This is a genomic window from Actinoallomurus rhizosphaericola (genome assembly GCF_024055675.1).
GTDB classification, from domain to species: domain Bacteria; phylum Actinomycetota; class Actinomycetes; order Streptosporangiales; family Streptosporangiaceae; genus Actinoallomurus; species Actinoallomurus soli.
Genome location: NZ_JAMXMW010000011.1, coordinates 153,367 through 166,500, shown reverse-complemented (window position 1 = coordinate 166,500; position 13,134 = coordinate 153,367). Strand labels below are relative to the sequence as shown.

Below are 13,134 nucleotides of genomic sequence, written 5' to 3'. Positions count from 1 at the left end.
CTCCTTGGCCATGATGATCCGTCCCTAGAGCGCGCCCGCACCGACGTAGTGCGAGCTGTACCAGACGTTGCTCAGACTGTCGATCTTGACGTACGAGCCCGTGTGCGGCGAGTGGATGAACTTGCCGCCGCCGACGTAGATGCCGACGTGCCCGAGGTCGTCGAAGAAGACGAGGTCGCCTGGGGACAGGTTGCTTCGCTGCACCCGGCTCGTGGCGTTGTACTGGTCCGGGACGACGCGGGGGATGCTCACCCCGGCCGCCGCGTAGGCCTTCATCGTGAAACCGGAGCAGTCGTACCGCGGGCCGGTGCCGCCGTAGAGGTAGGGGGTACCGCACTTGCTGTACGCCCACTCGAGCACGACGCGCGCCTTGCCGGTCGCCGAGCCCTGGTAACCGCCGCTGCAGTTGCTCGCCACGGGACCGCTGTCGTCACCGCCGCCACCGCCGGAGTCCGCCGCCGGGCCCAGCTTCTTGACCAGGGCCTTCTGCTGCTCGACGGACTTCTCGATGTTCTTCTTCTTGGCGAGGAGGTCCTTCTTCTTCTGCGCCAGGTCGGTGGCCGCCTGCTGCGCCTGCGCCTGCTGCCGCTGCAGCAGCTGGGAGACGTTGAGGAACTGGGTGAGCTCGGTGGAGCGGTTCTTCGACAGCGCCGTGAAGGCCGACATCTGGTCGAGCACCGTCTGCGGGTCCTTGGCCGAGAGCAGCGTGGGGATGTCGGTGCCGTCCGAGCCGTTCTTGTACGCGGACGCGGCCATCTGCGCGACACGGACGCGGAGCGAGGCCCAGGACTGGCGCTGCTGCTTGACCGAGGCGTTCAGCGCCTTCACTTTCTTGTCGGCCGCAGCCCACTGCTCCTTGGCCTTGTTGTACTCGTTGTCCTGCTTGTCGGCCTGTGAGTTCAGCTTGGCCAGCTTGGCCTTCGCCTGGCTCAGCGTCTGCTTCGGCTTCGCGTCGGCCGTACCGGCCGGCAGAGCCAGCGCCGCTGAGGCGGCGACGCACAGGGTGGCCAACACCCGGCTGCTGATCCAGCCGCTCGTCGGCCGTCCGACGGCCGTACCGTCGGCACTGCGCTGTGTTGCCACGATTCGCGGCACGCCCCTCTCCCAATGTCCGCCTACCGGGTTAGCTGACGGATTCGGGCGTGGAAGGCGCCCTACGGAGCATGCGCTGCTCCGATTCACCCCGGAAACCTGGTTCCCCGGCTCGTCGTGCCGGTGAGGATCGTACGGCCCGGACCTCGGGCGGCCTCACCGAACGTGACGACTCGGCGGAAGCCGGCGCCGTCGCCTGGGGGGCGACGAACCAGCGACCGGCTCAGCGCGTGAGACTAGTCAAGTCTCACGCTGGTAACAACCGCTTCTCCGGGAAATGCAGCAATTCACGTCATTTAAGCAACAGCGTGCGCGTGATTCGTCACGATGCGCGGTCAACGGAGATCGTCATCCACAGAGGAGGAATCAGGCCCTCTGCGGCGAGAATGCCCAGCGCGCGGCGCTCGAGCGGCCCGAGATCCAGGCCGGACTCCGGAATCACGGGCATGGTGGGAACGAGGCAGTCGGCGCAGGCGACGTTGCGTAGCTCACACTTGTCGCAGTCGATGAGCACGAATTCCTCCTCGTGTCGTCGTCATCGCCAGACGTTACGAGGACCCACCGACAATTCCGCTCGGCGATCCCAGGCGGAAACGAGGAAGAGGCGGCGGTCGGGACCGCCGCGGGACCGCCGTTCGAGGGTGACCCGGAAGGGGCGGCGGCCGGGTGCACGGCGTTCGACGGGTGACCCGGAAGGGGCGGCGGTCAGGTGCGGCCGAGGCGGCGGAGGAGGAGCGCCGAGGGGGCCGGCCGGGCGTCGGCCCGCCGGGCCGAGTCGCAGACCTCCTGGTCGGAGGAGATGACGACGACGGCGCGTCCGCTCGGCTCGGCGCGCACAAGGTGGCCGATCAGCTCGTCGGCCGTCTGCCCGGGCGCGCTGAACAGCACGCGCACGCCGCGCGGCGCCTGCACGGCGACGGGGGCGTTCAGCTCCGCGCCGTCGAAGACCACCGTCACCTCGGCCTTGGTCTGCGCGTGCAGCACGCCCAGGCCCGAGACGAGGCGTGACCGCTGGTCGGCCAGCGGCAGGTCGCCGTACCCGGTCTTGGTGACGTTGTAGCCGTCGATGATGAGATGGACCTGCGGGAGGGTGAGCAGCTGGTCGAGGAGCGCGGGGTCGCTGTCGGCCAGCGCCCGGCCCGGCAGCGTACGGTGCCCGGGGCGGCTGGGCGTGATGCCGCCCACGCTGTCGGCCGGCCGGGTGATGCCCGGCGGCAGCGCGATCTCGTCGCGGAGCCCCTTGGCGGCGTCGGTGAGGGCGTCGAGGAGGACGCGCAGGCGTGCCTCGTCGACGTTGCGGCCCTCGCGGGCGGCGCGCCGGGCGCTCTCCGCGGCCGCCTCGGCGTGCGACAGACGGCTGCGCAGCCGGCGCAGCTCCGCCTCGGCGCCGGCCGCCGCGACGGAGGCCGCGGCGCGCTCCTCCCCCAGCCGCCGGTCGAGGTCCTCCGCCCGCGCGTGCTCCCGCTTCGCCTTGCCGCGCGCCTCGTGCAGCCGTTTGCGCAGCTCGGCGTTCTCGGCACGCAGCTCCCGCAGCTCGGCGCGGAGCTTCTCGGTCTCCTCCGACCGGGTGGCCTTGGCCGCGGCGATCTGCTCGCGGAGCTCGGCGACCTCGCGGACGACCTTGGCCTCCTCGGCGGCCGCCGCCGAGCGCTCCAGCTCCCGGCGGGCGGTCTCGACGCGTTCGGCCCAGCCCGGCGGGCGCAGCAGGTACGCGAGGGCGGCGACGGTGACCGGGTCGGCGGCGGGCGGCACCGCGCCGGAGCCGACCGCCTCGCTCAGCACCGGCTCGCTCTCCCGTACGACGTCGGCGACGCGCTCGCGGAACCCGCCGTCGTCCTCGAGCTGGGCGGCGATCAGGGTCGCGGCCAGCCGGGCGCGGCGGCGGGGCTCGAAGCGGGCCACCCGCCGGAGCGGCGCCGGAATCTCGTCCGGCCGCAGCGTGCCGATGACGCCCGCGGCCGCCTCGACGACGCGCTGCCGGACCGCTTCGGGGAGCGGCTGGTCGAGGTGTTCGGCCGGGCCGGTGTCGATGGTCTGCTCCTCATGGTCGCGGGCGGTGCGCCGTGACGCGTGCACCGGGCTCCGTGTCGCCGTCGCTGCCCAGCGTAGACGCCCCGGCCACCCACGGTCCGCAATCCCCCCGACGAATACCACGAGGTATCCGCGCGGCCGGGCGACCGGAACCGTACCGGTCACCGCCGACGGCCCCGCGTCGGGTGACGGGCGCCGACACCCCGGTCACCGCGCCCTGGGCCGGCGCCGGGTGGCCGATGCCGATGACCGGCCATCGCGCGATACCGCCGCCAGGTGACCCGCGCCGATACCGGTTACCGCAAGGTAGCCGCGCACCGGGCCGCCGGAACGAATGTCGGTCTTCCCGCGTACGGTTCCGCCATGGCCTCCGTCGGCCCTGCGGTGCAGGGCACCCTCGATGACCTCGGCACTCCCCTGGCCGGCGTCACCTTCGTCGTCGTCGACCTCGAGACCACCGGAGGATCGGCGAAGGAGGACGCCATCACCGAGATCGGCGCCGTCAAGGTGCGCGGCGGCGAGATCGTGGGCGAGTTCGCCACCCTCGTCGACCCCGGGAGGACGATCCCCCCGTTCATCTCGGTGATCACCGGCATCACGCAGCAGATGGTCGTGGCGGCCCCCCGCATCGGCGAGGTCCTGCCGTCGTTCCTGGAGTTCGCCCGGGGCGCGGTCCTGGTCGCGCACAACGCGCCGTTCGACATGGGCTTCCTGAAGGCCGCCTGCGCCGCGCAGGAGCGTCCCTGGCCCGCGCCGCCGGTGGTGGACACCGCCGACCTCGCGCGCCGCGTCCTCACCCGCGACGAGGTCCCCAACTGCAAGCTCGCCACCCTCGCCCGCTTCTTCCGCGCCCGCATCGAGCCCTGCCACCGCGCGCTCACCGACGCCCGCGCCACCGTCGACGTCCTGCACGGCCTGCTGGAGCGCGCGGGGTCGTTCGGCGTGGAGACACTGGAGGAGCTGACCGGCTTCCAGCGCGCGCCGACGCCGGAGCAGCGGAGCAAACGTCACCTGGCCGACGGGGTGCCCGCCGCGCCGGGCGTCTACCTCTTCGAGGACGCCCGCGGCGAGGTGCTGTACGTCGGCAAGAGCGGGCGGCTGCGCAGCCGCGTGACCTCCTACTTCACCGCGTCGGAGACCCGGCGGCACGTCCGCGAGATGATCGGGATCGCCGAGCGGGTCCGCACGATCGTGTGCGCGAGCCCTCTCGAGGCGGAGGTCCGCGAGCTGCGGCTCATCGCGGCGCACAAGCCGCGCTACAACCGCCGGTCGCGCCACCCGGAGCGGGCGGTCTGGCTGAAGCTCACCGCCGAGCCCTTCCCCCGGCTGTCGATCGTCCGGGAGGTCCGTGACGACGGCGCCACCTATCTCGGCCCGTTCGGCAGCACGCGCACGGCCGAGGAGGCCCGCGCCGCCGTGCACGACGCGGTCCCCCTGCGCCAGTGCACCCAGCGGCTCACCCTGCGGCTCATCGAGACCCGCCGCGCCGGCACCTGCGCGCTCGCGGAGCTGGGCCGCTGCGGCGCGCCCTGCGAGGGCCGGCAGGCCCCGGAGGACTACTCCCGCCACGCGTCCCTGGCCCGCCGCATCCTGGAGGGCGACGTCCGCCCGGTGGTCGCCGCCGCCCGTGCCCGCATCGACCGTCTCGCGGGCGAGCTGCGTTACGAGGAGGCCGCGGTGCAGCGCGACCGGCTGGCCGCCTTCGTGCGCGGCGCGGCGCGTTGTCAGCGCCTGTCCGCCCTGGCCGGGCTCGCGCAGCTGGTCGCGGCCAAGCCCGCGTTCGACGGCGGCTGGGAGCTGCACGTCGTGCGCCACGGGCGCCTGGCCGCCGCCGGCACCGTTCCGCCGAACGCCCACCCCGTCCCGTACGTCGAGGCCCTCGTGGCCACCGCCGAGACCGTGCGGCCCGGCGTCGGGGCCACGCCACGAGCCTCCGCCGAGGAGATGGAATGCGTGCTGCGGTGGCTCGACTCCCCCGGTGTGCGCCTGGTCGAGGTGGACGGCACGTGGACGTGCCCGCCGCACGGCGCCGAGAGCGTACGGCACTGGATCGAGAACGCCGTCCAGCGGCCCGATTCCCGTAAGGTTGACCGCGCCGGTCGGCCGATGCGATAGGAGCAGGTGTGGCGCTGCCGCTGTACGACAACCAGCCGACGCGGCGCGCGCCCCTCGTCACCTACCTCCTCATCGCCGCGAACGTCGTCGTCTTCCTGCTGTCGCCGATCGCCTCGATCGGCCACCACGGAGAGGGGATCGACCAGCGCAGATGCGAGCAGGCGACCTTCCTGCTGAAGTACGGCGCCGTCCCGAAGGAGCTGGTCTCCGACCGGCAGAACCCGGTGCCCGAGGAGATCGACCACGCCTGCCACCCGAAGCCCTTCCACAAACGGCCGTGGCTGTCCGCGCTGTCGTCGATGTTCCTGCACGGCGGGGTCGCCCACATCCTCGGCAACATGGTCTACCTGTTCATCTTCGGCGCGGCGACCGAGGACCGCCTCGGACGGCTCCGGTTCCTGGTCTTCTACCTCGCGGTCGGCTTCATCGCGGCGTACGGCTTCGCGATCACCTACCCCGGCTCGGACACCCCGCTGGTCGGCGCCTCGGGGGCGATCGCGGGGGTGCTGGGCTCCCACCTCGTCCTCTATCCGCGGTCGCGGACGATCGCGCTGATCCTGTCGATCTTCCCGTTCCGGCTGCCCTCCTGGACGCTGCTCGCGCAGTTCTTCGTCTTCCAGTGGCTCAGCCTCGGCGACAGCCAGAGCCAGACGGCGTACGTCGCGCACATCTACGGCTTCGTCGCCGGGATGATCGTCGGCCTGCTCGTCCGGCGCGGCACCGTCGCCCGCAAGTCGGCCGCCCTCTCCTGGAACTGACCGCTCCACTAGGCTTTTCGGCGGCGACCCGACATCGCGCGCAACCCACGCAGGAGGCATTCCGTGATCACCGCCATCGTGCTCATCAAGGCCGACGTCTCGCGCATCCCGGAGGTCGCCGAGATCATCGCCGGTCTGGACGGGGTCAGCGAGGTCTACTCCGTGACCGGGGAGTTCGACCTGGTCGCGCTGGTGCGTGTGCGCCAGTACGAGCAGATCGCGGATGTCATCCCCGGCGGCCTGAACAAGGTCGCCGGCGTGACGCACACCGAGACCCACATCGCCTTCCGCACGTACTCCCAGCACGACCTGGAGGCCGCGTTCGCCCTCGGCCTGCCCGACGCGGACTGACCGGCGGTCTCGGCACCGCGGCCGCCGCTTCCCGAGCACGCGACGGCGCCCCGCGGGCACACCCACGGCACTCCCTGGACACGCGACGGCCCGCCACCCGGAATCGGGTGGCGGGCCGTACTCGCGTCGGGCGGAGGCGTCAGTGGTGGCTGATCGCCCTGCTGCCGCCGGTGCCGCCGGGCTCGACGCCGCCCGGCTGGAGCTCCTCCTCCGCGTGCGGGCTGGTGTCGTCGTGCCCTTCGTCGTGACCGTCCGCCGGGACGTCGTCGGCGGTGAAGGCGCGGTTGAGGTTCTTGCGCAGCTTGCCCAGCGGGCCACGCGCGGACGGAGCCGGGATGCCGTTCTCGTCCTCGTCCTCGATCGCCAGCTCCGGCAGCGGGTCCTTGCCGGTGAGCACGGCCTTCTGCTCGTCGCTCGCCGGCTCGTGCACCTCGATGAACTCGCCGTTCGGCAGCCGCATGATGACGCCGGACTCGACACCGTGGTGGACGATGTCGGCGTCCTTCTTCTGCAGGCCGAGGCAGATCCGCTTCGTCACGTTGTACGCGATCACCGGTCCGATGAAGATCGCGAACCGGAAGAACCACGTCGTCGCGTACAGGGACACGTGGAACTTGTCGGCGATGACGTCGTTACCGCCGGCCAGCCACAACAGACCGTAGAACGTGACCGCGGTCATGCCGACGGCCGTACGGAACGGGGCGTTCCGCGGGCGGTCGGCGATGTGGTGGATCCGCTTGTCGCCGGTGGCCCACTGCTCGATGAACGGCCACAGGGCCGCGCCGGTCATGATGAGCCCCAGCGGCACGAGCGCGGGAACGAGGACGTTCCACGAGACCGTGTGACCCCACAGGTTGGTCTCCCAGTTGGGCATGATGCGCAGCGCGCCCTCGAGGAAGCCCATGTAGTAGTCCGGCTGCGAACCCGCCGTGATCGAGTCGGGCGTGTACGGGCCGAACAGCCAGATCGGGTTGATCTGGGCGAACGTCCCGAGGAACGCGATGACCGCGAAGGTGAACATGAAGAAGGCGCCGGCCTTGATCATGAACACCGGGTAGAACGGCTTGCCGATGACGTTCTTCTGCGCACGGTTCTTGCCCGGGAACTGGGTGTGCCCCTGGTGCCACAGGATCATGAAGTGCGCGCCGACCAGCGCCAGCAGGATGCCGGGGATCAGCAGGACGTGCACCGTGTACAGACGCGGGATGAAGTCGTGGCCGGGGAAGTCCCCGCCGAACGCGAAGTAGAACAGGTACGTGCCGACCAGCGGGATCGACTGCATGACGCCCTGGGTGATCCGCAAACCCGTGCCGGACAGCAGGTCGTCCGGCAGCGAGTAGCCGAACAGACCCTCCAGCAGCGCCAGCGTGAACAGGCCCAGGCCGATCAGCCAGTTGACCTCGCGCGGCTTGCGGTACGCGCCGGTGAAGAAGACGCGCAGCATGTGCACCGTGAGCGAGGCCACGAACATGACCGCCGCCCAGTGGTGGATCTGCCGCATGAGCAGGCCGCCGCGCACGTCGAAGCTGATGCGGAGCGTCGAGTTGTACGCCTCGCTCATGTGCACGCCGTAGAGCTTGGTGTAGTGCCCGTTGTACACGACCTCGGACATGCTGGGCTTGAACCACAGCGTCAGGAACGTCCCGGTCGCGAGCAGGATGATGAACGAGTAGAGCGCGATCTCCCCCAGCATGAACGACCAGTGGTCGGGGAAGACCTTCTTCATCTTGCCGCGGAGGAATCCCGCGGTCCCGAAGCGCTCGTCGAGGAAGCCGATCGCGCCGTCGACGGCCTTCGGGGGTGCTTGCGTCGTCATTGGTCGCTCACCGATCCTCGCTCATCGAACCGGTCGCCGATGAGAGTTCTCATACCTTGGGCCTCCCACGCTCCCAGAAGCTGGGTCCGACCGGCTCGTGGAAGTCGCTCGTCGCGATGAGGTAGCCCTCGGAGTCGACGCCGAGCGGCAGCTGCGGCAGCGGCCGGGCGGCCGGGCCGAAGATCACCTTGGCGCCGTCGAGCGCGTCGAACGTCGACTGGTGGCACGGGCACAGGATGTGGTGCGTCGTCTGCTCGTACAGCGCGGCCGGGCAGCCGACGTGCGTGCAGATCTTCGAGTAGGCGATGATCCCGCCGACGTTCCAGTTCTCCCGGCCCTTCTTGACCTTGAGCTGGTCCTCCGGAACGTTGATCAGCAGCACCGTGGCCTTCGCGAGCTCGTCGAGGTTGTCCTCGGCGCCCTCCGGGATCACCGTGATGATGCCGCCCGGGGAGTTGAAGTCGGACGGCTTCAGCGGCTGGCCGGTGCCGTCGACGACGAGCCGGGTGCCCTTCTTCCACGACGTGTGGCGAAGCTTCGTCTTCGGCAGCGGGCCCAGGTCCCGCAGCAGGAGGATCGGCAGCAGGCCCAGCGGCGCGGAGGCCAGCAGCAGCGAGCGGCGCAGCAGCGGCCGCTTCGTGAGGCCGCTCTCCTCGGCGCCCTGCAGGAAGTACTCGTTGAAGACCTCGCGGTCCTCGGCCGGGGACGCCAGCTCGTGCCGCTCCTGGATGATCTCCTTGGTCGTCATCAGGTGACGGACCCAGATCGTCATCCCGACGGCCATGCCGATGAAGATCACCGTGAGCGAGGTGCCCAGGGCGTAGTTCGAGTGCATCGCCCGGACGATGTCGTCGTTGCCGACGTGGCCGGGCCACACGGCGTAGAAGACGATGAACGCGATGCCCGCGAGGAAGGTCAGGAAGAAGAAGAACGCCGCCGCACGCTCGGCCTTGCGCGCCTTCACCGGGTCGAGCTTGTACCCGCTGCTCTCCCCGCCGTCCCCGTCGGAGGGCAGCAGGTCATGGCCCTGCACCTGCGGTGGAGTTCCGATGACGCGCTTCGGCGCCCGCTCCTCTTCCGAGGACGCTCCGTGGGTCTCGTTGGTCTCAGACATTGTGCTTCTTCTTGGGCTTCCTGGCGGTGATCCACATCGCCGCGATGATGATCAGTCCAAGTCCGACCAGCCAGCCGGCCAGGCCCTCGGCCACGGGGCCGACCCGGCCGAGACCGTTACCGCCGGGGTTCGGCTCGCTGCGGGTCTGGGTGACGTACGCGATGATCGCCCGCTTCTGCGCCGGCGTCAGCGTGGTGTCGTTGAAGACCGGCATGGCCTGCGGACCGGTGAGCATGGCCTCGTAGATCTGCTCGGGCGTCGCCTTGGTCAGCGGCGGGGCGTACTTGCCTCCGGTCAGCGCCCCGCCGGAACCGGCGAAGTTGTGGCACTGCGCGCAGTTCGCCCGGAAGAGCTTGCCGCCCATGGCCGCGTCGCCGTTGGCCGGGTCGACCTGGTCCTTCGACGGAATCGCGGGGCCGCCGCCGAGAGAGGCGATGTACGCGGCGATCTGGCGGGTCTGCTCCTCGTTGAAGACGGGCTTCTTGCGCGGAATCTGCGCGCCGAGGTTCATCGCGGGCATGCGCCCGGTGCTGACCTGGAAGTCGACCGAGGCCGCGCCGACGCCGAGCAGGCTGGGGGCGTTCTTCGTACCCTCGGCGTTGGCTCCGTGGCAGCTCGAGCAGGCCTGGTTGAACAGTTGCTTGCCCTTGGCCACGTCCTGGTCCGACGCCGCCGCGGCGGCCGCCTGTGCTCGGTCAGTGCGCGGCGAAACACCGGCGTAGGCGACGCCGATGATCGCGAGCGCGGCCAGCACAACGGCGTAGCCCGCCCACGGGCGCCGTCGCCATGCGGTGATCCATTTCACGGAAGAGTCCCTCGTTCTGGGTCAGGTGAAGATCTTGTCGATCCCGTAGATGGTGAAGAACAGCCCCACCCAGACCGCATCGACAAAGTGCCAGTAGTAGGACACGACGATGGCGCTCGTCGCCTGCTCATGTGTCCAGCGCTTCGCGGCGTACGTGCGTCCCAGCATGAAGATGAACGCGATCAGTCCACCGGTCACGTGCAGGCCGTGGAAGCCCGTGGTCAGGTAGAAGACCGAGCCGTACGCGCTGCTGGAGATCGTCGTGCCCTCGTGAATGAGGTTGCGGTACTCATTCAGCTGGCCGGCCACGAAGACCGCGCCCATCAGGAAGGACAGGACGTACCACTCGCGCAGACCCCAGCGCTTGAGGTTGAAGATCGACCCCAGGCGCCTGACCTGCCCCCGTTCCGCGGCGAACACGCCCATCTGGCAGGTCACACTGGACATCAGCAGGATGAAGGTGTTGGCCGAGGCGTACGGGATGTCCAAGTGGGCCTGGGGCCACGCGCCGCCGTCCCCCTTGGTCACCGACCGGATGGTGAAGTACATCGCGAACAGCGCCGCGAAGAACATGAGCTCAGACGACAGCCACACGATCGTGCCCACGCTTACGAGGTTGGGCCGGTTGGCGTGGGACCGGGGTGCCGTTTCTGTCGCGGTTGCTGTTGCCACGGGCAGCATTATTGCGGCACCTCGCCGGGCTCCGTGCAGGACCCCCCTGTAGAGGCGATTCGCCTCCTCACGGCAGGTCGGCCGGGCCGGAGGCGGACGGCCCTCTCCGCCGCCGCACCATCTCCCGGTAGCATCGGGCACGTATCACGCGACCACGTAACCCATGGATGAGCCGATGAGCACCGAAGAGACCATGAAGGTCCTCGTATACAGCGACGACGCGAACACCCGCAACGAGGTGCGGCTCGCGATCGGCCGCCGCCCCGCGCCCGGCCTGCCGAAGGTCGAGTTCGTCGAGGTCGCGACGGAGCCCGCGGTTTTCGTCCACCTCGACAAGGGCGACGTCGACGTGGTGATCCTCGACGGCGAGGCCCGTCCGGCCGGCGGCATGGGCATCTGCCGGCAGGCCAAGGACGAGATCTACCACTGCCCGCCGATCATGGTCATCATCGCCCGCCGCGACGACGGCTGGCTGGCGACCTGGTCCCGCGCCGACGCCGTGGCCTCCCAGCCGATCGACCCGGTCGCGCTGGCCGAGGGCGTCGCCGACCTGATGCGCCGCCGCCTGGAAGGGCGCGTCGGCGACTCCGAGCCCCGCCTGTCCGTCCAGTAGCCGTCCGCTCGCCGCGGACGCCGGCGTACCCCGAAGAGGCACCCATGGATCCGCGCACGACGTGGCCCGCGCTTCTCAACGCTCTGATCGACGGCGAGTCGCTGTCATCGGACGAGACCGCCTGGGCGATGAACGAGATCATGTCCGGTCAGGCGACGGACGTGCAGATCGCCGGCTTCGCCGTGGCGCTGCGGGCGAAGGGCGAGACCGTCGCCGAGGTCGCGGGCCTCGCGGAGGGGATGCTCGGGCACGCGCGCCCGATCAGCCTGCCCGGGCCCGCCGTCGACCTCGTCGGCACCGGCGGCGACCGCGCGCACACGGTCAACGTCTCCACCATGGGCGCCATCGTCGCCGCGTCCGCGGGCGCGCGGATGGTCAAGCACGGCAACCGGGCGGCTTCGTCGTCCTGCGGCGCCGCCGACGTGCTCGAGGAGCTCGGCGTCGTCATCGACCTGCCGCCGGCGGCGACCGCCGAGGTCGCCGACGAGGTCGGGATCACCTTCTGCTTCGCGCCGCTCTACCACTCCGCGCTGAAGTACGCCGCGAAGACGCGCGCCGAGCTGCGCGTGCCGACCGTGTTCAACTTCCTCGGCCCGCTGACGAACCCGGCCCGCCCCTCCGCCCAGGCGGTCGGGGTGTTCCACCCGCGCATGGCGGGGATCGTCGCCGGGGTGTTCGCCGAGCGCGGCTGCTCGTCGCTGGTGTTCCGCGGCGACGACGGGCTCGACGAGCTGACGACGACGTCCACCTCGGTCATCTGGGTGGTCCGCGACGGCACCGCCACCGAGACCGTCTTCGACCCGGCCGACCTCGGCATCCCCCGCGCCACCCCGGACGACCTGCGCGGCGCCGACGCCGCGCACAACGCCGCCGTGGCCCGCGCGGTCCTGGGCGGCGAGCGGGGCCCGGTGCGCGACATCGTGGGCCTCAACGCCGCCGCGGCGCTCGTCGCGGCGGAGGGAGCCCCTCCGACCGACGCGCTCACCGAGACGCTCGCGGCGGCGTACGCCCGGGCGCTGGAGGCCATCGACTCCGGTGCGGCCACCGCTCTGCTCGATCGCTGGATCGCCGCCACCCGCCGCCGCGCCGCCTGACGCGGCGCCGCGCTCTCTCTTCCTCCACCCCGGTCACCCACCACCGCGCCGCCTGACGCGGCGCCGCGCTCTCTCTTCTCCCGCCTCGGTCAACCCGCCACCGCGTCGGCTGACGTCTCGTCACGCTCTCCGCGACGCCGCCGCACCGCCGTGACGCGCCTCGTCACGCTCTCCACCCCCGCCGCGCCCTGCGGGGTCTCCGAGACGCTCGTACGGCCTCTGACACGCCGAAGGGCCGGCACCGCCTGTGCGGTGCCGGCCTTCCGTGCGTCTGCCTCAGTGGGAGAAGTGACCCCGGTAGTACTCGAAGACGAACCCGATCGCCGCGAGGATGACCCCGAGCATCCCGATGAGCATCAGCCACCAGCCGAACACGGCGCCGAGCGCGGCCGTCGCGGCGGCGAGCGCCGTGAACAGCGGCCACCAGCTGTGCGGGCTGAAGAACCCGAGCTCACCGGCGCCCTCGGCGATGTCGGCGTCCTTGTCGTCCTCCGGCCGCGGGTCGATCCGCCGGCCGGTGAACAGCAGGTAGAAGCCGGTGAGGCCCGCCAGGCCGATGGTCAGCGCCAGGGCCGTCGTACCGGTCGGGTCGTGCGACCACAACCAGTAGATCAGGTCCATCACCGCGAAGAACAGGGCGCAGAAGACGAACAGGAAACCCTCGATCTTCATG

Annotated in this window: 13 protein-coding genes and 1 riboswitch; of the genes, 5 read left to right on the top strand and 8 right to left on the bottom strand. The window is 70.8% G+C overall.

Annotated elements, in window-relative coordinates:
* Positions 1-24: 24 nt before the first annotated feature.
* The 3 genes from NE234_RS45460 to NE234_RS24340 all read right to left on the bottom strand — a co-directional run bounded on the left by NE234_RS45460 (position 25) and on the right by NE234_RS24340 (position 3,168).
* Positions 25-1,095 (bottom strand): C40 family peptidase, encoded by a 1,071-nt coding sequence (locus NE234_RS45460; RefSeq protein ID WP_252782853.1) that lies wholly within the window; start codon positions 1,093-1,095, stop codon positions 25-27.
* A gap of 1 nt (position 1,096) precedes the next feature.
* Positions 1,097-1,228, bottom strand: a riboswitch (cyclic di-AMP (ydaO/yuaA leader).
* A gap of 186 nt (positions 1,229-1,414) precedes the next feature.
* Positions 1,415-1,606, bottom strand: coding sequence for a hypothetical protein (locus NE234_RS24345; protein WP_252782852.1), 192 nt, complete (start codon positions 1,604-1,606; stop codon positions 1,415-1,417).
* Positions 1,607-1,797: 191 nt separating this feature from the next.
* Positions 1,798-3,168, bottom strand: a complete 1,371-nt coding sequence (locus NE234_RS24340; RefSeq protein WP_252782850.1) for an NYN domain-containing protein — start codon at positions 3,166-3,168, stop codon at positions 1,798-1,800.
* 318 nt (positions 3,169-3,486) lie between these two features.
* Between NE234_RS24340 and NE234_RS24335 the strand changes: the two genes are divergently transcribed.
* The 3 genes from NE234_RS24335 to NE234_RS24325 all read left to right on the top strand — a co-directional run bounded on the left by NE234_RS24335 (position 3,487) and on the right by NE234_RS24325 (position 6,347).
* Positions 3,487-5,238 carry a DEDD exonuclease domain-containing protein gene (locus NE234_RS24335; RefSeq protein WP_252782849.1) on the top strand — a complete coding sequence of 584 codons (1,752 nt, stop codon included), beginning with the start codon at positions 3,487-3,489 and terminating at the stop codon, positions 5,236-5,238.
* A gap of 8 nt (positions 5,239-5,246) precedes the next feature.
* Complete coding sequence (locus NE234_RS24330) at positions 5,247-5,996, top strand: rhomboid family intramembrane serine protease (RefSeq protein WP_252782847.1); 750 nt, start codon at positions 5,247-5,249, stop codon at positions 5,994-5,996.
* 63 nt (positions 5,997-6,059) lie between these two features.
* Complete coding sequence (locus NE234_RS24325) at positions 6,060-6,347, top strand: Lrp/AsnC family transcriptional regulator (protein ID WP_252782845.1); 288 nt, start codon at positions 6,060-6,062, stop codon at positions 6,345-6,347.
* Between the two features lie 139 nt (positions 6,348-6,486).
* On the opposite strand, the gene qcrB is transcribed toward NE234_RS24325, so the two are convergent.
* From qcrB to ctaE, 4 genes are read right to left on the bottom strand one after another with little or no spacing between them, the layout of a single operon-like run.
* Positions 6,487-8,163 (bottom strand): cytochrome bc1 complex cytochrome b subunit, encoded by a 1,677-nt coding sequence (gene qcrB / locus NE234_RS24320; RefSeq protein ID WP_252782843.1) that lies wholly within the window; start codon positions 8,161-8,163, stop codon positions 6,487-6,489.
* Between the two features lie 49 nt (positions 8,164-8,212).
* Positions 8,213-9,277: a cytochrome bc1 complex Rieske iron-sulfur subunit gene (gene qcrA / locus NE234_RS24315; protein ID WP_252782841.1), complete on the bottom strand. Its 1,065-nt coding sequence runs from the start codon at positions 9,275-9,277 to the stop codon at positions 8,213-8,215.
* Complete coding sequence (gene qcrC, locus NE234_RS24310; RefSeq protein ID WP_252782838.1) at positions 9,270-10,082, bottom strand: cytochrome bc1 complex diheme cytochrome c subunit; 813 nt, start codon at positions 10,080-10,082, stop codon at positions 9,270-9,272. Before qcrC ends, qcrA begins: the two co-directional genes overlap by 8 nt.
* A 21-nt stretch (positions 10,083-10,103) precedes the next feature.
* Positions 10,104-10,763, bottom strand: coding sequence for an aa3-type cytochrome oxidase subunit III (gene ctaE, locus NE234_RS24305; protein ID WP_256510830.1), 660 nt, complete (start codon positions 10,761-10,763; stop codon positions 10,104-10,106).
* Positions 10,764-10,929: 166 nt separating this feature from the next.
* Here ctaE and NE234_RS24300 point away from each other — a divergent pair, with 166 nt between their 5' ends.
* Both NE234_RS24300 and trpD read left to right on the top strand, forming a co-directional pair.
* Positions 10,930-11,367, top strand: coding sequence for a response regulator (locus NE234_RS24300; RefSeq protein ID WP_252782833.1), 438 nt, complete (start codon positions 10,930-10,932; stop codon positions 11,365-11,367).
* Positions 11,368-11,411: 44 nt separating this feature from the next.
* Entirely contained in the window at positions 11,412-12,461 is a 1,050-nt protein-coding gene (gene trpD, locus NE234_RS24295) for an anthranilate phosphoribosyltransferase (RefSeq protein ID WP_252782831.1), read from the top strand.
* Positions 12,462-12,737: 276 nt separating this feature from the next.
* Here trpD and NE234_RS24290 read toward each other — a convergent pair whose 3' ends face one another.
* Positions 12,738-13,133 (bottom strand): cytochrome c oxidase subunit 4, encoded by a 396-nt coding sequence (locus NE234_RS24290; protein ID WP_252782830.1) that lies wholly within the window; start codon positions 13,131-13,133, stop codon positions 12,738-12,740.
* Position 13,134 lies beyond the last annotated feature (1 nt).